General features: G+C 62.9%; 15 protein-coding genes and 7 pseudogenes. 12 read left to right on the top strand and 10 right to left on the bottom strand.

Going from position 1 to position 17,988, the window contains the following annotated elements; genetic code table 11:
• The 3 genes and pseudogenes from WS62_RS37175 to WS62_RS35655 form a co-directional block, all read left to right on the top strand.
• Positions 1-108, top strand: a pseudogene (locus WS62_RS37175) (IS5/IS1182 family transposase); the annotation flags it as partial.
• A 398-nt stretch (positions 109-506) separates the two neighbouring features.
• Positions 507-773 (top strand): hypothetical protein, encoded by a 267-nt coding sequence (locus WS62_RS31360; protein ID WP_066579351.1) that lies wholly within the window; start codon positions 507-509, stop codon positions 771-773.
• A gap of 403 nt (positions 774-1,176) precedes the next feature.
• Positions 1,177-1,263, top strand: a pseudogene (locus tag WS62_RS35655) (PAAR domain-containing protein); the annotation flags it as partial.
• A gap of 130 nt (positions 1,264-1,393) precedes the next feature.
• Here WS62_RS35655 and WS62_RS37170 read toward each other — a convergent pair.
• From WS62_RS37170 to WS62_RS35650, 7 genes and pseudogenes are all read right to left on the bottom strand, one after another.
• A pseudogene (locus WS62_RS37170) lies at positions 1,394-1,492 on the bottom strand (transposase); the annotation flags it as partial.
• Positions 1,493-1,532: 40 nt separating this feature from the next.
• Positions 1,533-2,459 carry a GNAT family N-acetyltransferase gene (locus WS62_RS31355; protein ID WP_066579347.1) on the bottom strand — a complete coding sequence of 309 codons (927 nt, stop codon included), beginning with the start codon at positions 2,457-2,459 and terminating at the stop codon, positions 1,533-1,535.
• Positions 2,456-3,718, bottom strand: a complete 1,263-nt coding sequence (locus WS62_RS31350; RefSeq protein WP_066579345.1) for a phenylacetate--CoA ligase family protein — start codon at positions 3,716-3,718, stop codon at positions 2,456-2,458. The genes WS62_RS31355 and WS62_RS31350 overlap by 4 nt, the downstream gene beginning before the upstream one ends.
• Positions 3,719-3,759: 41 nt before the next feature.
• On the bottom strand, positions 3,760-6,165 hold the full coding sequence (locus WS62_RS31345; RefSeq protein WP_066579343.1) for an acyl-CoA reductase: 2,406 nt from the start codon (positions 6,163-6,165) through the stop codon (positions 3,760-3,762).
• Between the two features lies 1 nt (position 6,166).
• Entirely contained in the window at positions 6,167-7,297 is a 1,131-nt protein-coding gene (locus tag WS62_RS31340) for a LuxE/PaaK family acyltransferase (RefSeq protein ID WP_066579340.1), read from the bottom strand.
• A 29-nt stretch (positions 7,298-7,326) separates the two neighbouring features.
• Complete coding sequence (locus tag WS62_RS31335; protein ID WP_066579338.1) at positions 7,327-8,583, bottom strand: MdfA family multidrug efflux MFS transporter; 1,257 nt, start codon at positions 8,581-8,583, stop codon at positions 7,327-7,329.
• Positions 8,584-8,738: 155 nt separating this feature from the next.
• Positions 8,739-8,939: pseudogene (locus WS62_RS35650) on the bottom strand (integrase core domain-containing protein); the annotation flags it as partial.
• Positions 8,940-9,103: 164 nt separating this feature from the next.
• Between WS62_RS35650 and WS62_RS35645 the strand changes: the two are divergent.
• Together WS62_RS35645 and WS62_RS31330 are read left to right on the top strand one after the other, a co-directional pair.
• A pseudogene (locus WS62_RS35645) lies at positions 9,104-9,277 on the top strand (helix-turn-helix domain-containing protein); the annotation flags it as partial.
• A gap of 322 nt (positions 9,278-9,599) precedes the next feature.
• Positions 9,600-10,151: a hypothetical protein gene (locus WS62_RS31330; RefSeq protein WP_066579330.1), complete on the top strand. Its 552-nt coding sequence runs from the start codon at positions 9,600-9,602 to the stop codon at positions 10,149-10,151.
• Between the two features lie 25 nt (positions 10,152-10,176).
• Here the strand turns inward: WS62_RS31330 and WS62_RS38605 are convergent.
• Positions 10,177-10,866 (bottom strand): annotated as a pseudogene (locus WS62_RS38605) (helix-turn-helix domain-containing protein); the annotation flags it as partial.
• A gap of 211 nt (positions 10,867-11,077) precedes the next feature.
• Here WS62_RS38605 and WS62_RS31325 point away from each other — a divergent pair.
• The 3 genes from WS62_RS31325 to WS62_RS31315 all read left to right on the top strand — a co-directional run bounded on the left by WS62_RS31325 (position 11,078) and on the right by WS62_RS31315 (position 12,795).
• On the top strand, positions 11,078-11,311 hold the full coding sequence (locus tag WS62_RS31325; RefSeq protein ID WP_066579328.1) for an aspartate carbamoyltransferase catalytic chain: 234 nt from the start codon (positions 11,078-11,080) through the stop codon (positions 11,309-11,311).
• Between the two features lie 54 nt (positions 11,312-11,365).
• Positions 11,366-12,166 carry a Fic family protein gene (locus WS62_RS31320; RefSeq protein WP_066579325.1) on the top strand — a complete coding sequence of 267 codons (801 nt, stop codon included), beginning with the start codon at positions 11,366-11,368 and terminating at the stop codon, positions 12,164-12,166.
• 308 nt (positions 12,167-12,474) lie between these two features.
• A complete protein-coding gene (locus WS62_RS31315) occupies positions 12,475-12,795 on the top strand; it encodes an H-NS histone family protein (protein WP_066579353.1) in 321 nt (106 codons plus the stop codon).
• A 9-nt stretch (positions 12,796-12,804) separates the two neighbouring features.
• Here the strand turns inward: WS62_RS31315 and WS62_RS35635 are convergent.
• A protein-coding gene (locus tag WS62_RS35635) for an IS5 family transposase (protein WP_156441201.1) occupies positions 12,805-13,622 on the bottom strand; the annotation gives its coding sequence in 2 pieces (ribosomal slippage) (positions 12,805-13,274 and positions 13,274-13,622; 819 coding nt in all).
• A 235-nt stretch (positions 13,623-13,857) separates the two neighbouring features.
• Between WS62_RS35635 and WS62_RS31305 the strand changes: the two genes are divergently transcribed.
• Entirely contained in the window at positions 13,858-14,889 is a 1,032-nt protein-coding gene (locus WS62_RS31305; RefSeq protein ID WP_066579318.1) for an extracellular solute-binding protein, read from the top strand.
• Positions 14,890-14,920: 31 nt separating this feature from the next.
• The gene (locus WS62_RS31300; protein ID WP_066579315.1) at positions 14,921-15,766 is read left to right on the top strand and encodes a hypothetical protein; all 846 of its coding nucleotides are present in this window, start codon (positions 14,921-14,923) and stop codon (positions 15,764-15,766) included.
• Here the strand turns inward: WS62_RS31300 and WS62_RS38600 are convergent.
• Positions 15,679-15,887 (bottom strand): annotated as a pseudogene (locus WS62_RS38600) (multidrug transporter subunit MdtN); the annotation flags it as partial. The gene WS62_RS31300 and the pseudogene WS62_RS38600 sit on opposite strands and share 88 nt — an antisense overlap.
• A gap of 118 nt (positions 15,888-16,005) precedes the next feature.
• On the opposite strand from WS62_RS38600, the gene WS62_RS31295 reads away from it, so the two are divergent.
• Positions 16,006-17,319: an Nramp family divalent metal transporter gene (locus tag WS62_RS31295; RefSeq protein WP_066579313.1), complete on the top strand. Its 1,314-nt coding sequence runs from the start codon at positions 16,006-16,008 to the stop codon at positions 17,317-17,319.
• 419 nt (positions 17,320-17,738) lie between these two features.
• On the top strand, positions 17,739-17,988 hold a 250-nt coding region (locus WS62_RS31290), incomplete at its 3' end, for an electron transfer flavoprotein subunit beta/FixA family protein (RefSeq protein WP_442855092.1).

Genomic DNA, 17,988 nt, shown 5'->3' with positions numbered 1-17,988 from the left:
CGACGGCTCAAGATTCGTTACGAACGCTATGCTCATGTTCACGAGGCCTTCATGTCTCTGGCTTGCGCTTTGATTTGCTGGACGCGTCTAAAGTCTCTGTTTAACTAATTTCGCAACAGCTTCTAAGGCGACTAATACGGCTGAAGGGGCTGGTGCTGGTAACGTAGCCGGAGATGGAGCTAAGGTTGAGAAAACGCTCCCGCCACTTCGTCAAGCTTATGCGGACGAGGTAAACAAATTAAAGGATGTCGCCAACGATATGCGTGAAGCAGGATCGACCCCTGAGCAGATAGCCCGACGTGTTCATCAAATGAGGCGTGATCTGGGTGTTAAATACAAAAATCTGACTCCGTCAGATAAGCTTGAGGAAATATATGCAAGAAACATCGAGAAGTATGGAGACAAACTTGGCCCTTCGATAGACTGGCTTCGCGCCAAGGGGAAAAGTTGGGATCAGATTATAGAATCTGCAACCCGAACTGGTGGCAAGGATTTGGGGTTTTGACATGAAAAGCGATATTGTGAAAATTGTGGTTGGGGACGAATATGACGAGGCCTTGAGAAAAGCTTTGTCTACTGCTATATCCGAAATTGGGGCGGAAGTTGTGAATAAGAGTGGTGGCGTCGCTGGCTCTCAAGATTTGGAGGTTTTGGTGATCAATGTGGGCGGTAATATTGTTACTATTGAGGCTGAGACGTTTGTTGGAATAAGTGTTGAGGGGGCGGAATCGGTGGTCGCTGATTTTATGAAAGTAGTAAATAAGAATTTATAAATGAGAGATAGGAAAACTTGGGGCTTTGCTTTTTTCGTAGGCGGGCGCAGTGGTGTCGTCAGTGGCGATCAAATTTCAATAAGCGATGCCCAAACTGCGTGATCCTGTAGCGCGCGTAGAGCTAGAGGAAGCGCCCGAAATGGGATTTCGATGGCAAGGATTGATCTGGATGGTGATTGTGAGAGAGGAAGTTCGTGACGAAGCGAGTCGCGAAGCGTTCTCGGTGTGTGCCTCTGACGAAAGAGATGTTGTTGCCGCTGCCGACTCAGAAAGTGCAAGCGCTTTCCCTGGAGAACCACGTGGCGCTGGCCGTGGTTCGCTCAGGAAACGGTGATTGTGATCAAGTCGTCTGCCTGCTGCGAGTCGTCTATTTGGCTTTCTTCATGCGAAACGAGACGGCTTCGACGGTCGTGCCGTCGCATTCGACGGCCACAAGACCTCGTGCGGAGCCAACCTGATCTCGTCGATTTCGACGTCGGGGCGCGCGTGATGAAACTCGTCGGCCGGGACCAATATGATGGTCGTACACGAATCGTAAGCCCCTGAGTCGCCAGCAATTGCTGCCGCTGCCGCCCGACCAGTTACGACGCCTACAGCTCAAGCACCTGGTCCGGAAAACCCAAGCGGATCACTTTGTTGCGAACCACACCTTCGTCCCGGATCTTGACTCGCAGCGCGTCGAAGAACACCACCGGATACATCGTCTCAAGCGGGCGACTTGGCGTGATCATCCGTTTCGTGTGAATTCTGGCGGTTTGGTCATAAAGTAATGTCCGGATTGGCGTAAATCTGGTGCAATTGCGCTGCTTGCTTGTCGCAGAAGCGGATTGCCTGTCCGCTCAGGCCGCGCAGCCATAGCAACTGCCAGCCGTCGGACGCCACCGGCAGCAGTCCGCCAAAGCGGAAGCCGGCCCGCTCCAATTCCGGCCGACACGCCAGCGTTTCCGCGCTGGCCGGCAGCTTCAGATAGATCGGCTTGCCGGCGGGCATGGTTGCGATCTCGGTCAACTGAGCCTCTGATGGCTGTTGCATGGTTAGCTCTAGCCATTGACCGTGACACGTTAGCGCGAGGCTAGGCAGGCTGGCGTCGGCGGGCAAGCGTTCTTCTTCACCAAACGTCTGGTGCAGCGGTGCCAGCCATTCGCGCCAGGCTTGCGGCCAGTCCAGCCGCGGAAGCGGCAGCGGCTTGAGCGGCAGGCAGCCGAAAATGATACTTTCCGGTTCCGGGCATCCGAACGGCGAATCCACGTAGTCGAGTAGCAGTGCCGTGCTGCGAAAACCCAGCGCCCGAGCCACGTACTGGCTTCGCGGATGGGAGCACACCTGTTTGATGGTCAGCAGCGCAATACCGAGATTGGCTGCTGCCGCACACAGGTGGCGGCCCAATAGGCTGGCGATACCCTGGCCGCGCGCGTCCGGATGCACCACATTCAGCGCCAGCTCTGCTTGGCCCGGCTGGGCCGGATCCAGCCACAGCGCGGCGTGTCCCAACAGCCGGCCGTCGCGGACGGCGACCGCCGAACGCCAATGTCCACTGGCATTGCGTTGCTGGATCTGGCTGGGCAGGTAGACATCGGCGTAGACGTAGTGGTCGCCATAGACCGTGCGAAACAGCGTGCTGATGTCGATGGCGTCGGACGGCTGGTAGTCGCGCGCACAGATGGCTCGCGGATGGCGAGTGTTCATGCCGGCGCCTCCGCCGGCTGATAGTCACGCCGGTCCACCACCCGCAGCAGCTTGCCGGAACGCGGATGGGTGCGCATTTGCTCCGGTGTGGTCTGCCGCAGTGCCAGGCTCAGTTGCTCTTCTTTGCATAATTCGGCAATCGCCGGCTGGCCGGCCAGCAGCGCCAGCCGCAGCCGCTCCAGATCCAGCGGCGCGCGCGCCGACAGCAGCAGCGCCAGGCAGTCCCGTCCCCCCTCGCGCGAGATTTCCAGTTGCCAGCCCAGCAGTTCATGTAGCTCGCCCAGCGTCCGGCCCAGTTCCTCCGGAAACAGCGACAACGTGCCGACGCGGACGCGGTGGCCGTTGCCGGCGCGGCCCAGCAGCGCGAACTTGCGGTTGGGGCCGGGCGGTTCGCGCCAGCAGCCGAGGTCGCCGCTGGGATATCGGATCACCGGCATTAGTTGGCGCTGCAGATTGGTTACCAGCAACAGGCCGCGTCGGCCCGACTCGTCTATCGTTTCGCCGCTGTCCTCATCGACGAATTCGACGATGCTGTCGCCATCGAACACCCGGTGTTCGCCATTGCCGCAGTTGGGGTCGGCGTAGCCTATCAGGCCCGCGTCGACGCTAGCGCAGCCGACCGAGCCGATGCGTGCCCGCGGGAACACCTGCTTCAACAGTTCGATCTGCTCGCCGAATAGGCTTTCGCCGCCGTAGAGCACGGTTTCGACCTCTGGCAGCACCTGGGTTTTTTCCTCCAGACGATGGGCGAAGCGCAGCAGTTGCGCTGGCACGCCGGCCAGCACATTGATGCGGTGGCGGTGAATGGCGGCGGCCAGCGCGTCATTGTCGACGCTGCAGGTGAACGGGTATTCCAGTACCGGCACCGGTGCCTGCGCCAGCGCGCCGTGGATGAACAGCAGGCTGGTGTAGAGGTCGCCGGCGAAGAACAGGTTGGCGACGCGGTCGCCGGGGCGCAACTGACACGCGAGACCACGGCCGAAAGCACGGACGAAGGCCTGCCATTCGGCGCGGCTGAACACCGACAGCTTGCCGTCGCCGGTGGAGCCGCCGGTCTTGAACACGTGGCCGTCCGCCGGGGCTGCGATCAGGGTCGGCTGGCGCGACAGGTCGTGCGAATCCCCCCAGTAGACGGCGGGGTCGACCGGCGGCAGGTCGGATAGTTGCCAGCCTTGGTCGGGCAGGTCGCGGTAGAGCGCGCGATAGTGTGGTGAATGGCGTCGGGCGTGTTCGACGAGCGATGTGAGGTTTGGATTCATAGGGTTCGCGTGCATGCCGGCGCCGCGACGCCGGCCGGGTTTCAACGTCGCAGGTCCAGCACCAGCGGAGTTTTGCCGCTGTGCGGATGGCGGCGGAATTCGGCGGCCGGGATGGCAGTCACGTCCAACTGGAGCAGGCCGCCGCCCACCACCTTGCTCAGCATCGGTTCTTCCAGGAGGCGGGCGCGTATCGCCCTTGCGTCGCCGTCGGCCAGCAGTCGGATGCGATCGCCGCCGCTGTCGGCGCTGTCCACCAGCCACTGCATCGGCAGACCGATCTTGCCACTCAGTTCAGCAGGGTTGACGAAGATGGTACCCACCCGCAGCAGCGCGCCGTGGCGACCGATGAGGCGGAAGCGCGGCGTGGCCAAGCCGCAGAGGCAGCCGTCGGGCAGCCACTGGCCGAGATCGCCCAGATCGTAGCGCTTCACCTGCTGTGCCTCGCGCTCGCGCGAGGTGAACACCATGCGGCCGGGCGCGCCGGGCGCGGCCGGCAGGTCGCTGTCGGTTTCCAGCACTTCCAGCCACTGGGTTTCGGCCAGCAGGTGGAACTCGCCGTCAACGCAGTGCGGGCAGGCGTGGCCTAGCGGGCCGGCGTCCACCGAGCCGTATATCGCCGAGCGGATCAGCTTCACGCCGAAGCTGCCGATGTAGGCGCGCTGGCCGTCGCTGATGTGCTCGCCGCCGCAGAATACCTTGCCCACCCCGCCATAACGGCGCAGCACCTTGTTCTCGCATTCGAACAACCGGTGCAACGTGCCAGGCATGCCGATCAGGGTATTGATCTGCTGCTCGGCGATGAAGTGGGCGATCTCACCGAAGTCGTCGTCGGACGGACCGCCCATCGGGTACTGCGCCACGCCCAAGTGATCCAGTATCGTAAAGAAGCTGAGCATGCCGCCGTACAGTTTGCCGCCGTACAGCAGGTTCATCGCGCGGTCGGTGGCCGGGTTCAAGCCGGCCGCCAAGAGGCCGTCGGCGGCGGCGCGCATTTGGCGGTGGTAGTCGCGGTAGCTGAAGCCGGCCAGTTTGGGCGCACCGCTGCAGCCGCCGCTGCGGAAGAACAGCTGGGCTTTGCCGTTGGCGGATTGGCTCTGGAAAGTGCTTTTGTCCATCAACGGCAGCGCGGCCAGGCCCTCGGGCTGGGCCGGCGGCGCGTCCAAGTGGGCGTGGCCGGGCAGCGCGGCGGCGTCCAGGCTGACCGACACCCGGCGCGACAGCCGCTGCAGCGCGTAGACGCCGTCGTGCGGCTCGCCGTGGTAGCCGTCGTGCATGCGGCCGGCCGGCGCGATTCGGCTGACGCCGGCGGTCACCAGCGCGCGACTCAATTTCGGCAATTGCGATGCGGGGGCGATCAGGCCGCAGCTTTGCAGATGGGTGCGCCATGGGCGCAGGATGCGGGCGAGCGCGGCGCGTGGTGCCGGGCGCAGTTCCACGGTGCGAAACAGCGGCGACGGTGCCAGTTCTTGGCGCGTATTCCAAGCCAGCCGCCAGCCCTTGCCGGCAAGCACCTGGCCCTGGCCGTTGGCGAAGGCCTGGTCCAGTTGGTGGAAGGCCATGCGGGTGCTGATCTCGGCGGCCTCCTGCAAGTCCGGCGTCAGCGCCGGCCACAGGGGCGCGCGACGGTTGAGCGCGGCGGCCAGCCGCCGCGCCATCTCGTGGATCACGGCCGGATCGTCGCTGTCCACCAGCATGGCCTGCGGACTGGAGCAGGCCTGCTGGTCGTGGCGGCAAATGTCGTCGGCCAGCGCATCCAACTGATCATCCGCGGCGGCGGCGGGATCCAGATAGGCGAAGCTGATGCGGTTGCCCCAGTCTATCCAACGGCAGCCGGCCGGCAGCCGGCCGCGAATGGCGGCCAGCGCGGCGTCGCCGCCCCAGGCCGACACGCCGTCGGCGTCGGCCATCAGCAGGGGAAGTGCCTCGTTCGCCGTGGGCAGTACGGCGATATGCGCGGCCAACTGGCCGTCGGCGTCGTGCTGCAGCAGTTCGGCCAGCAGCCGGGCGCTCAGGCCCCGGTCGCTGCCGCTGGGGCGCAACCAGTTGACGTTGCCGGCCAGCAGGCCTTCCAGCACCGCCATGAAGGGTAGCAGCGCGGCGTTGGACGGGGTGACGTGCACCACCAGACCCAGCGGCCGCCAGGCCTCGAAGTGCGCCTCGCGGTAGTCGGGACGACGCAGCGAGAACGGACTTTCGCCCAGCTCGCGTTCCAGCTTGGCCTGCAGCGCCTCGCGGCGGCAGAAGGCGGCCAGCCCGGCACGCGCTGCCTCGTCCGGCAGCAGGTGGTGGTCGGCCCGGGCGAGGGCGTCGGCGAAGCGTTCGGCGCAGGACAGCACCGCCTCTGCGTCTGGCGGCGCGGCCAGGGTATCGGTGAGGCGGGCGCGCAGGGTGGCCAGCGCGGCATCGAGCTCGATGTCGGCGCGCAGTTCGCCATGAATCAGGTACATTTCAGGACTCCTTGATCAATTCGGACGCGGCCATCGCGCAGCTGCGGCTCTTGCTGGTGCCGGCGCGGCCCAGGAGATCGAACCAGTCGGTGGCCAGGCCGCAGCCGCAGCGTTCGGCCGGTTGCAGCACGGCTAGGTCGCTCAGCAGCATGCTGTGCGCTGGGCTCGAAGTGATGTAGGGCGAGACCAAGTGCAGGAAGCCGACCTCGCCATAGGGCAGGCAAGCCAGCGTGGCGGTATCGCGCGTCCAGACGCGTGCCCAGCTGGGCACGTGAAAATGGTGGCGTGGGCATTCGATATAGGGCACCGAATGTTCGACCGAGCCGTAGCCGTCGCGGCAGCGCTCGTCCGGCACGCCGATCTGTTCGCCCAAGCGGCGGTGCAGCTCGGCCTTGGGTATGGCCTGGTCGGCGTGGGTTTTCCAGCCGCCGCCAAGGAAAACCAACGATTCCGGATGCAGTGCCAGCGGCGGCAGGCCCATGTCACGCATACGCTCCAGCGTGAACCACAGGAACGCCGGGAAGCCCAAGATGCGCACCGGCAGCCCGTCATCGGCGAATTCCTGCAGTGCGCGTATCGTGCCGAACGGGTCGAATTCGTTGCCCTTGCCGTTGTGACGCAGCGCGTAGACGGCGCGGTTGATCGGTGCGTACTTGCACAGGAACTGGTCGGTATAGGCCGTGCCCAAGGTGATGGCGCCGGCCGGCTCGTAGCTGAGGAGCAGGTAGTTGCACGGCGTCTGCGGCGTGTTCCAGCCGTAGTGGTCGAAGATGCGGTCCACCATGCGCTGAGCGGCGCCTATGCTGCGCGCATCGTAGCGCATTCGGCTCTTTTGTCCGGTGGTGCCGGACGAGGTCAGCTCCAGCGCATCCTCGCCGGTCTTGCTCAACAGCAGGTTGCGCTTGAAATAATTGGCGAATATGGGTGGCAGCTGTGACCAGTCGGACAGGTCGGCCAGCCGCTCGGGCGTGAAGCCATTCTGCTCCAGCCAGCGGCGATAACCGGGGCTGTGCTCGCAGTGGAAATCGACGAGCTCGCGCATCGCGGCGTCGAACAATCGGTCGCATTTGGCTTCGGCGCGGTAGGGTTGTTCGAGCGCGCACAGGGCCTCGACGTGGGGGAGCGGGGTCATGGCAGTTCCAGTGAACAAGAAAGCGGACGTCAGGCAGAGACAGGCTGGGGCTGAGGGCGGCGCAGCAGCATCCACAGCGGCGGCGCGGCCAGTAGCGAGGCCAGACTGACGCCGGCAGCGAAGCGAGTGGGACTGTCGCCGGCGTTCAGCAGCGCCAGCACGGTGCTGCCACCGCCCAGCATGGCCGTGGACAGCATGCCCAGCATCGCGGCGACGCTGCCTTTTGCGTTGTCGCTGCTGTACAGCGTGAGCCGGTACAGGGGGGCATTGCCCAGGTCCAGGCCGAAGGCGTAGACGGCCAGGCAGACAACCAGCGCCGGCAGCGAAGGCGAGAACGGGGCGGCGAGTCCGGTGAGCAGTAGGCCGGTAGCCATCGGCCACAGCGCCAGCCGCAGTAGGCGGGACAGTTCCAGCCGGCCTGCCAGCCGGTTCAGCAGCAGGTTGCCGGCAATCACCGCGCCGAACACCGGCATCTGCCACAGGCCGTACTCCAGACCGCTGTAGCCAAGGCGGTAGATCAAGAGCAGTGGCGACAGGCCGATCCAGGCGATTAGCGGCAGGGTCAGCAGACCCAGCGCCAGGCTGCCGCAAACGAAATCACGGAGCTTGAGCAGGGCCAGATACTTGGCCAGCGCGCCCCCAAGGCGAAGCGGCACCGGCTGCTGAGCGGGACCGTCGTGGCGCGGCGCGCCCAGCGTCTCCGGCATCCAGCCCCACAGGCTCAGCGTTACCAGCAGGGTGGTGATGCCCAGCGCGGCGAATAGCTGGCGCCAGGACAGAATTTCCAGCAGCAGGCTACCCAGCAGCGGACCGGCCAGCGGCGATAGCAGCGCGATATTGGCCAGCAGCGCCATTAGCCGCACCGCGTCGCGTTCGGCGAAGGTTTCCTGCAGTGTGGGGTAGCTGACCACCACGATGAAACCCAGAGCGATTCCCTGGATAAAGCGCAGCAGATTGAACCAGCCGATGTGCTGGCTACCGCCAGCGGCCAGGCAGGCGAGAGCGAAGATCAGCGTGCCGGCCAGCAGCAGCGGGCGGCGGCCGAAGCGGTCGGACAGCGGGCCGATCAGCCACTGGACGGCGATGCCACCCAGCAGGAAGGCGCTGAGCGCGGTGGGGACGTGGTGGTTGGATGCGGACAGATCGCGTGTGACTTGCAGCATGGCCGGCATCACCATGTCGCTGGCCAGGTAAGTCAACAGTTCGAAGGCGGTAAGCAGCACGCAGAACAGCAGGGCCTGGCGACGGGAAATATGCAGTAGTGGACGGAAAGCCTTTTCTGACATGACTGTTGAATGCGTCGTGGAGAAAATATAAGTGTGTTGAGTAAATGGATTGGAGGTTGAGAGGTTAGGCAGTAGGAGGACATATTTTTGATGAGTCTTGCCCGTCCGAATATGTCCATGGAGTTCCTCCCGTGTCTGAGGACACAAGGACGCCGTTAAGTTCGTGATGTCGTGGCACGGCGAAACTCCCGTGGCGAACGGTATTTCAGTGCTTCGTACGGGTGGCGCTCATTGTAGTTTTCGAAGGCATCGGCCAGATATGTGAGCGCTGTCGGCAAATCAGACTTGTTCATGAAGGGAATGTAATCATGCTTCATGATTTTCACAAACGACTCGGTCATCCCGTTATTCGGAGGTATCCGAAATGCCTCGTGTGAGGCAGGTTAAGTCTTGGATGTCAGCGTCGCATAGATACCCCCCCACATTTGTCGAAGTCATTTTCCCCAGTTTTTTATCTGACGGCGCAGCGGTAGCGGCGCCGTCCTGTCGATCGCCGACCATATCGCCCTTGAGATCCGTCTTGGGGGTGTCGGTGGCCGAGTTGGGGGAAGTGATGACGATTCTGGAAATGCATCGGCAGGGGCTGAGTGTTTCGGCCATCGCCGCTCGACTGGGTATGGACCGCAAGACCGTTCGCAAATACACCAGGAATGGCGTGCAGCCTTCAGCGCCAGGCCAGACAGCGATACGCCCGGTTGCAGGCAGGCATCGATGAGTCGTTGCTTGTCGGCCAGGTCGAAGCTGCGCTTGCCGCCAACACCCATGCGTGCCACCCGCACGGGCAAAAAAGGTCAGTTCATCCTGGGTCATGGATGGCGTCCGCAAGTTGTGGCTGCGGACGCCATCGTGTGCCTTCTCAGCCGCGCAAGCTAGGTGCGCCGAAATTCGCGCTCACTCTGTGGGTACGTGTTGGCCGGTTGGCGTACTGCCGTCATAGGGCAGTGCCCGCCGCTCGTCGGGCAGGTAGAATCCCATGCTTGTACTGAATGCGCCCTACGAATGTGAGTGAACCTGCAATGACCGACACGCCCCTTCCAACGCTCGATTCCGCAACAGATCGCGCCGCCGATTCCGCGGCGGAAGGCCATTTTGACGAGCGCTCCGAAACGCTGCACGAGGACTATCTGTGGCGCGACGGCGGCTGGACTGCGCGCGTGGTTAAGAACCAGGACGACGACGGCTGGGCCGTCGAAATGATCAAGGACGGCGAGCCGGAACCCGCGCTTGTCGGTCCATGGACGATGGGCCGCAACAAGAAGGATCCGAAGCCGCTCGATACTTCGGCATTCAATACGCTCGTGAAAACCGCGTCAGAGGTATTGCGTCGGCACGAGCAGCAACTGCGCGCGCAGTTGCATAAGCGAGTGACGGTTGCGGCGGCAACGGGCGAGGGCGAATTGGACATCACGCTGGATATTGTTCCCGACGAAGATGAGCCTTACGCACTGCTGACCGCTCTTGACGCCTTCGGCGAGCAACTCGCTCAAATGCGGGTGGCGGCGAACTTCAAGCTCAGCAAGGCGAGCGCTGTGACCTGGGTGGAAAACGGATTCTGCCGGCCAAGCTGACAGTGCGCGAACAAAGAATATTGCCCTAGATCGTGCCGCCCGATTGTCCGTACAGATTCGGGTTCGTCCCGGTCAGCCTGATCGGAGCACGCACCCCCCGACCAAGTCTCCGGCGAAGCCGCGGTCGCAGAGTTGCGCCGTCTGCGTAGCCCATTTCTGCGGCGATTGCATCCAGTCCATCGAGCTTGTCTCGATAAGATACCTGGCACGCTCGACCCGTCGATCCTGAAAGCAGGACAGGGGGATTTGCCAAGCACGACTCCGGCATGCCTTTGCAGCGTCCTCGGGCTTGTTGCGAGGTCGTGGGCGGCCTCTTGCAGCGAGAATCCCCTCGCCAGATCCGTGCGTGTCCATTGCTCGAATCGTTCGATGAGAGGATCGCTATGCGCGAGGTGATCGGGGATGACGTATGGCGCCAGAGATACCCGCCCGTCGACCAACATGTCCCGCGCCACGAGCGTGGCCAATTCCGGGCTCTCTTGCCGGATCAGCCGGAGCGTGAGATCCAGATGCCCCATCGCCGCGCCAGTGGTCACAAACGGTCCCGAAGGGACGAGCTTCGGTCCTGGTCGAGTCGAACCTCAGGGTAGCGGCTTCGGAATAGCGGGCCGAGCCACCCTGTCGTGGTCGCCTCCTGCTCGTCGAGTAGGCCTGATTCGGCGAGGCGGAGGGCCCCTGTGCAATCGGCGGCGATTCGGGCGCCTTGTCCTTGCCAGTGGCGCACCGTGATGAATGTAATCATGCGCTACGCGCGCGGACATCCGAGCAGTCTTCAGATTTCGGTATTTCCTGTCTCACAAGAAGCGACCGAGTCATACTAATTCCGTTTCCCGGCAACTGGGCTTGATGAACTGCTCTCGGGCGCTTGAGCTTTGTCCCCGTTGGGGATATAAAGCCGAGAGTGATTTCGACCGATATTGAGGAACATGACAACGAAGGATAGACTCGCAGCACGCTCACAACAGGAACTGCTGCGCGTGGCAATGGATCAGCTCGGGATGACTCGCGCGGAGTTCGCGGTCCGCTTGAGTGTTGCGGCGCGGACCTTGGACAAATGGCTTCTGCCGGATGACTCGCCGGACGCGCGCACCATGCCCGACATGGGACGGTCATATGTCTTGGACATCTTGCAGTGGCAAAAAAAGCGAAAATCCATTTGATTATCCCTAATGGGGATATGCACTGACTCACAAACAATCCACTTCGAGAGGCAAATGCCGAATCAATCTGCCGTGCTGCTAAAGAAGATTGACGCCGACGAGGCGACGCTCGATGCTGCACGTCCGCTTCCTCGGCACACGGTCGCCTCTCTGCGAGAGAAACTGGTGCTGGAGTGGACGTATCACTCGAACGCGATCGAAGGGAACACCTTGACGCTGCGCGAGACCAAAGTGGTGCTCGAAGGCATCACGGTCGGCGGAAAGACTCTTCGCGAACACTTCGAGGCGACGAACCACCGCGACGCGATCCTCTATGTCGAGGGCATTGTCTCGAGGGCCGAGGCGTTGTCGGATTGGCAGATCCGCAACATCCACGGGCTCGTGTTGAAAGGCATCAACGACGGCGAGGCGGGCCGCTACCGCCACGAGAATGTTGTAATTGCGGGCGCGAGCACGACGCCGCCCGACTTCTTTCATCTGCCCGCTGAAATGGCGGCACTGATCGACGGGTACGAAAAGGCCGGTGCGATGCATCCGGTCGAACGCGCCGCGGAACTGCACACACGCTTCGCCAAGATCCGTCCGTTCATCGATGATAATGGACGCACGGGGCGGCTCCTGCTGAACTTCGAGTTGATGAAAGCTGGCTATCCGCCGGCAATCGTCCGCAAGGAAGATCGGCTCGCCTATTACGATGCACTGGACAGCGCCTGTGGAAGTGGCGCCTACGACGACATCACGCAACTGATCGCGGAATCGGCGCAGCGCTCGCTTGACACGTATCTCGACGTGCTTGGGCTGCGTCCTTCCCCTGAGCCGGATGGCGCTCCACCGTCTTCCGGCTTTCGGATGTAACTAAGGAATAGCCATGCCGATTCACGAGCGAGTGAATTCGGAATTCGAGGCAGGCGGCAAGCCCGTCTCCTTCGGAATCGACGATAAAGGGCGTCGGTATGTCAGCGGGGAGTGGGGGGTACGGAGCAGCCCTTGCGCTTGCATTGATGGGTCAATGCTGCCGTCATTTTGGGCGGGCTCAGCGCTCTGGCGCAGGGGGTTTTTGCGGCCCTAACGTACTTCTGCACGCTGGACGAAAAGGACCTGACGCGCGAGCGTCCCGTGCCGGCCGGTAGCCGGCGATGATCAATTTCAACAGGATAATGACAATGGCAGGTAACAAGCGTACGTATTCGGACGTAAAGGCACAAATCGAAGCATTGCAGGCAGAGGCATCGGCGCTGCGTGACCAGGAGCTCGCGGCAGTCATTGCCGACGTGCGCGCGAAGGTGGCCGAGTATGGACTGACCGAGCAGGACGTCTTCGGCCGTAAGCGTGCGCCCCGAGCACAAGACACTGCCGCCGCAAAAGGCGCGAGCGTTCCGAAGTACCGGCACCCGAAGACCGGTGCGACATGGAGTGGAAAGGGGCGCGCGCCGGCATGGATCGCGCAGGCCCGGAACCGAGATCGATTTTTGATCGAGCAGTAAGAGACGGTTTCATAAAGGCTGTTCGACGCGCCGGAGTGTATTCCAGCAGATCAAGCAGCAACCGAGTTTGAGGAACGCGCCGTGAATATCAGCACGACGCTCGAAACGAATTCGAAGGCGGCGGAAGTGATGCAGCCAGGCATGCGTGCGTTCGACGACCCAGCGATATTTTCCGAGACCGCTGCCATGTTCCGTACGGCGCTTGGCGATCAGCGGCTCGATACCGGGCTTGCGCAACGCTCGTCGATGTCGCTCGGAGTCGTAACCACGATCGGCGTAGACCGCACGCGGTCTGCTCAGTGGATGGCCGCGCAATCCGCGAATCGGTGGAATCGCGTCGATCAGCGGCAGCAATTGCGTGACGTCGTTGATATTTGCGCCGGTCAGGATCGCGGCGAGCGGCGTGCCGTTGGCGTCGGTGACGATGTGGTGCTTGGAACCGGGTCGCGCGCGATCGGTAGGGTTTGGCCCAGTTTTTGGCCCGCCCCAACGGCGCGAATCGATGATGAATCGACGGCGGCTCGCGAGAAGTCGATCTGGTCTGCCGCTCGCAGCTTCGCGAGCAGCAACCCGTGCAAGCGATCCCATACGCCCGCAGCCTGCCAATCGCGGAGCCGTCGCCAACGCGTCACGCCCGAACCGCAGCCCATCTCGGCGGGCAGGTCGCGCCAGCGCAGTCCGGTCTTGAGAACGAACAGGATGCCGGTCAGCGCGGCGCGATTCGAGACAGGCAGGCGGTCCGGGTTCTTCTCGCGCCGCAGCTTGGGTGGCGATAGTAACGGCTCGATCAGCATCCACAGTTCGTCGTCGATGATCGGCTTGCCCATCTCTACGGCCTCGGTTATTCCGATGCCTGAGGTTAACGGCTCGCCGAGAAAGTTAACAGCCCCACGGGACCATTTTGAAACCGTCTCTAAAGGTCAGTGCCATCTCGACGGCGATCATCGGCCTTTCGTCGATTCAACTGTTGATGGTCTTGATTGTCGGCGCGCGAGGCGCCAAAAAATCCGCGCCCAGACAGTCAGAGACGTGCCACTCGAACGTCCAAACAATAGGGGCAATATGAAAAAAATAGTTGGGGCAATATTGCTTATTGCAGCCATCACTGCACAGGCCGCTGAGCTTCACATCGGAAGCTGGCCGAACATCTTGCCTGTCACCCTGATCAAGAAGTTTCAGGCAGAGACTGGAATCGAGACGACGCTCGACACCTATGCAAGCGATGCGGCGCTTACCCAGAAACTACAGGCGGGCGGAGGCGGATACGATGTCGTGATCGCCGGTGATTACTACGTTCCGGTGCTGGTGAAATCCGCCCTGCTGCTCAAGCTCGACAAGAGCAAGCTGCCGAATATCGCGAACATCAAGCCGGAATACCGCCACCCGGCATTTGATCCTCAGCGGGATTACGCGATGCCGTTTACGGTCGTGCTGACCGGCTTCGCCTACGACAGTGCGCGCGTGCCGGGTGGCCGGCTCGACGACAGTTGGAAGTCCTTTTTCGATCCGCCTGCGGAGTTGCGCGGCCAGATCGGCGATTTGGACGTCGAGGAGGAACTGTACATGGCTGCGAGCTGGTACCTGGGACAGGACGAATGCACCGAGAATCCCGCGGACGCGAAGCGTGTGCTCGACGTCTTGCAAAAGCAGAAGCCATTCGTGAAGACGTACAGCAACGACGGAACGGTCGACCGCCTCGCGTCAAAGCAAATCACGGTTCTGCACGTCTGGAACGGGGCGGCTGCGCGCGCGCAGGATCGCCTCCCGACCATCAGGTTCGTGTACCCGAAGGAGGGCGTCCGTCTGTTCATGGACAGCCTGCTCATCCCGGCAAAAGCGCGGAACGTCGAATCGGCCTATAAATTCGTCGACTGGATGATGCGGCCCGAGAACATCGCTCAGGTGACGAACGCTGTTCGGTACAACAACGAGATCGTCGGTTCTGATCGCTACGTTGACTCCGCACTGCTGAAGAATCCTGCGATCCAAACGCCGGAGCAATACAAAGGACGGCTCAGACCGTACAAGATGTGCTCGCCGGCAGCGATTCAGTTGCGAAACAAGGTCTGGTTGAAGTTGAAGGGGAGTCGATGAATTACTGTGGTGCCCGCTGATTTCCGATTACGTGACGCCGCAGGACGTCGACAACTGGAAGACCGCGGTGCTGCAGCCCGATCTCGCGCTGGCGAAGAAAAATGGGCAACTGTATCTGCCGGTCGTGTTCCCCGGGTTTTCGTGGCACAACCTGAATCCGGCTGCGGCGGCGAATCGGGTGCCTCGACTCGGCGGCGCTTTTCTGTGGCGGCAGGTCTACGACGCGGTATCGAGCGGGGCGTCGGTGGTCAAGATCGCGATGTTCGACGAAGTCAACGAAGGGACGGCGATCTTCAAAGTAGCCGGCAAGCGCAGTGATGCGCCCGACCAGGGATATTGGCTGACGCTCGATGCCGACGGACGGGCGCTTCCCAGCGACTGGTATCTGCGATTCGCGTACGAGACGGGACGCATGGTTCGCGGCGAGTCGCCGGTCACCGACGTGGTGCCGGCCAATCCCGGTCCGCAAGCGGCGGGCGTGCCTGCATGCGGCGCGCTCGGCCCGAACCAGGGGCTCGACGTCGGGCAGGCGATCGTGTCTTGCGATGGCCGGTTCAAGCTCGTACTCCAGAGTGACGGCAATCTCGTCAGCTATCAAGGCAGCGCGCCGGTATGGAACAACGGCGTGTCGTCGCAGACCGCCGCGCGCATCGTGATGCAGGGGGATGGCAATCTGGTCGAATACGACACCGCGGGACGGCCGCTCTGGAACAGCGGCACCGCCGGTCGCGTCGGTGCGTACGCGCAGTTGCAGGGCGACGGCCGGTTCGTGGTGACGGGCGGGCTGGCGCCGGCGTCGATCGCGCCGAGCGAGGTTTCGCGGAAGTTGGCGACGGCGAACCATTCGCCTGCGCGGATCCGCGTGAAGATCGATTGATTGGCGCGACCGTCTCGCCGGCGAGGATCGCGAGCCTGGTCACGTAGCCGTCGAACGGCGCGTGCACGACGGTGTCGTCGAGCGCGCGCAGCGCGCGGGCGAGTGCGGCTTCGCGCGCGTAACCGCAGCGCCGAAAGCGCTCGAAACAAACGGCGTCCGGGCGATATCCCGAAGGCGGGAAGGTCCGCCAACGAATGCGTAAAATGACCGCCACGCACATTGGCTCTCCAGCATCTCCCATGCCGCTCCCCACTATCCCCACCGCGCCCTTTTGTCCGGCCGAAGTCAAAGGCAGCATCGTCGTCGATGCAGGCGTCTCCCGTCTCGCCAAACTGCGCCGTTTCGCCGGCCCCGGCCTGCTCGTGGCAATCGGCTACATGGACCCCGGCAATTGGGCGACCGACATCCAGGCCGGCTCGCAGTTCGGCTATGCGCTCTTGTGGGTCGTCGTGTTTTCGAGCATCGCCGCGATCTTCCTGCAGATGCTCGCCGCACGGCTCGGCCTCGTCGCCGGCCGCGATCTCGCGCAGGCGAGCTACGACCGCTACGGGCCGTTCGGGCGCGTCGTCCAGTGGGTCACGGCCGAGGTGTCGATCATCGCGTGCGATATCGCCGAAGTGCTCGGTTGCGCGCTCGCGTTCAAGCTGCTGCTCGGCGTGCCGCTCGCGTGGGGCATCGTGCTCACCGCGTTCGACACGATGATCGTCCTGGGCTTGCAAGGCAAGGGATTCCGGAAGATCGAGGCGATCGTGCTCGGGCTCATCGGCACGATGGCGTTCTGTTTCGTCGCGCAGGTCGCGATGGTGCCGCCCGATTGGCGCGCGGTGTTGCACGGCCTGACGCCTGGCGTGCCGAACCATGATCACAAGGATGCGATCGTGCTCGCGCTCGGCATCGTCGGCGCGACGATCATGCCGCACAACCTCTACCTGCATTCGTCGGTCGTGCAGACGCGTCGCGTCGTAGGCGGTGCGGGTGACGCGATCCGGGATACGCTCGCGCTCGTTCGCATCGACACGTGGATATCGCTGCTCGTCGCCATGCTCGTCAATGCGGCGATCCTGATCCTCGCCGGAGCGGCGTTCCATGCGACCGGGCAGACGGGCGTCGCCGACATCGACCAGGCCTACAAGCTGATCACGCCGATCGCCGGCGGCGCGGCGGCCTTGCTGTTCGGCGTCGCGCTGCTCGCGTCCGGCCAGAGTTCGACGCTGACCGGCACGATCGCGGGGCAAGTCATCATGGACGGCTTCCTGCACGTGAAAATACCGTGTTATCAGCGTCGCCTGATCACGCGCGGCCTCGCGCTCGTCCCGGCGCTCATCGGCGTGCTGTGGCTCGGCGACGGTGCGATCGGGCAGTTGCTCGTGTGGAGTCAGGTCCTGTTGAGCGTGCAATTGCCGTTCGCGATGTGGCCGCTGATCCGGTCGGTGAGCGATCGATCGTTGATGAGCGACTATGCGATCGGCCGTGGTGCGCAGGTCGTCGCATGGACGTTGTTCGTGTTGATCGGCGGCACGAATCTGTTGCTCGTGACGGGCTTCCTGGGCTGACGCGAATGGCAATCGCTTTGGAAGACGGATGCATTCGACGTTTTCGGCGGTCGGTCGATTGGATCGATGCGCAGTATGCGGTGCTCGCTGGTCGTGGCAGCGTACATTCGGATGCCGAATGGATTGCCGGCAACGTCCGGCGCGTCATGAAACGGTGCTGAACGAGCTTGCCATGACGGTCCATACGTCGACGGCCGCAAAGCGACATCGCGCGCTTCCTCGCGATCACCGAGATGCTGGCGAGGCGCTGGCGGAACGGCCCGGGTTTCCCGGGCCGCGTCGCTCGTGGATGGCCTGTTTCGTGCAATAGGCGCGGGCTATGACCGGCAGAGCCAATCGATAGTTGTCGCGTTCGTCGAATCCGCGTGTAATGGACGATCCAATTGCCTGACGCGCATCCATCCAGCTCGGAGACGGAATTGAAAATCCTGGTGCCAGTGAAGAGAGTGGTCGATTACAACGTGAAGGTCCGGGTGAAGACGGACGGCACGGGGGTCGAAATTGCGAACGTGAAGATGTCGATGAATCCGTTCGACGAGATCGCGGTCGAGGAAGCGGTGCGCCTGAAGGAAGCGGGCGTGGCGACGGAAGTGATCGCGGTGTCGGTGGGCGTCGCGCAGGCTCAGGAAACGCTTCGCACGGCGCTCGCGATCGGCGCGGACCGTGCGA

This window comes from Burkholderia sp. ABCPW 14, from assembly GCF_001523835.1.
GTDB lineage: Bacteria > Pseudomonadota > Gammaproteobacteria > Burkholderiales > Burkholderiaceae > Burkholderia > Burkholderia mayonis.
Note: the sequence above shows the minus strand (reverse complement) of the source record. Positions and strands in the feature narration are given on the sequence as shown.

What these genes read in the sequence shown, in the direction of transcription:
- WS62_RS31360 (WP_066579351.1), top strand. Translation starts at nt 507, where the DNA reads ATGAAAAGCGATATTGTGAAAATTGTGGTTGGGGACGAATATGACGAG.
- WS62_RS31355 (WP_066579347.1), bottom strand. Translation starts at nt 2,459, where the DNA reads ATGAACACTCGCCATCCGCGAGCCATCTGTGCGCGCGACTACCAGCCG.
- WS62_RS31350 (WP_066579345.1), bottom strand. Translation starts at nt 3,718, where the DNA reads ATGAATCCAAACCTCACATCGCTCGTCGAACACGCCCGACGCCATTCA.
- WS62_RS31345 (WP_066579343.1), bottom strand. Translation starts at nt 6,165, where the DNA reads ATGTACCTGATTCATGGCGAACTGCGCGCCGACATCGAGCTCGATGCC.
- WS62_RS31340 (WP_066579340.1), bottom strand. Translation starts at nt 7,297, where the DNA reads ATGACCCCGCTCCCCCACGTCGAGGCCCTGTGCGCGCTCGAACAACCC.
- WS62_RS31335 (WP_066579338.1), bottom strand. Translation starts at nt 8,583, where the DNA reads ATGTCAGAAAAGGCTTTCCGTCCACTACTGCATATTTCCCGTCGCCAG.
- WS62_RS31330 (WP_066579330.1), top strand. Translation starts at nt 9,600, where the DNA reads ATGACCGACACGCCCCTTCCAACGCTCGATTCCGCAACAGATCGCGCC.
- WS62_RS31325 (WP_066579328.1), top strand. Translation starts at nt 11,078, where the DNA reads ATGACAACGAAGGATAGACTCGCAGCACGCTCACAACAGGAACTGCTG.
- WS62_RS31320 (WP_066579325.1), top strand. Translation starts at nt 11,366, where the DNA reads ATGCCGAATCAATCTGCCGTGCTGCTAAAGAAGATTGACGCCGACGAG.
- WS62_RS31315 (WP_066579353.1), top strand. Translation starts at nt 12,475, where the DNA reads ATGGCAGGTAACAAGCGTACGTATTCGGACGTAAAGGCACAAATCGAA.
- WS62_RS31305 (WP_066579318.1), top strand. Translation starts at nt 13,858, where the DNA reads ATGAAAAAAATAGTTGGGGCAATATTGCTTATTGCAGCCATCACTGCA.
- WS62_RS31295 (WP_066579313.1), top strand. Translation starts at nt 16,006, where the DNA reads ATGCCGCTCCCCACTATCCCCACCGCGCCCTTTTGTCCGGCCGAAGTC.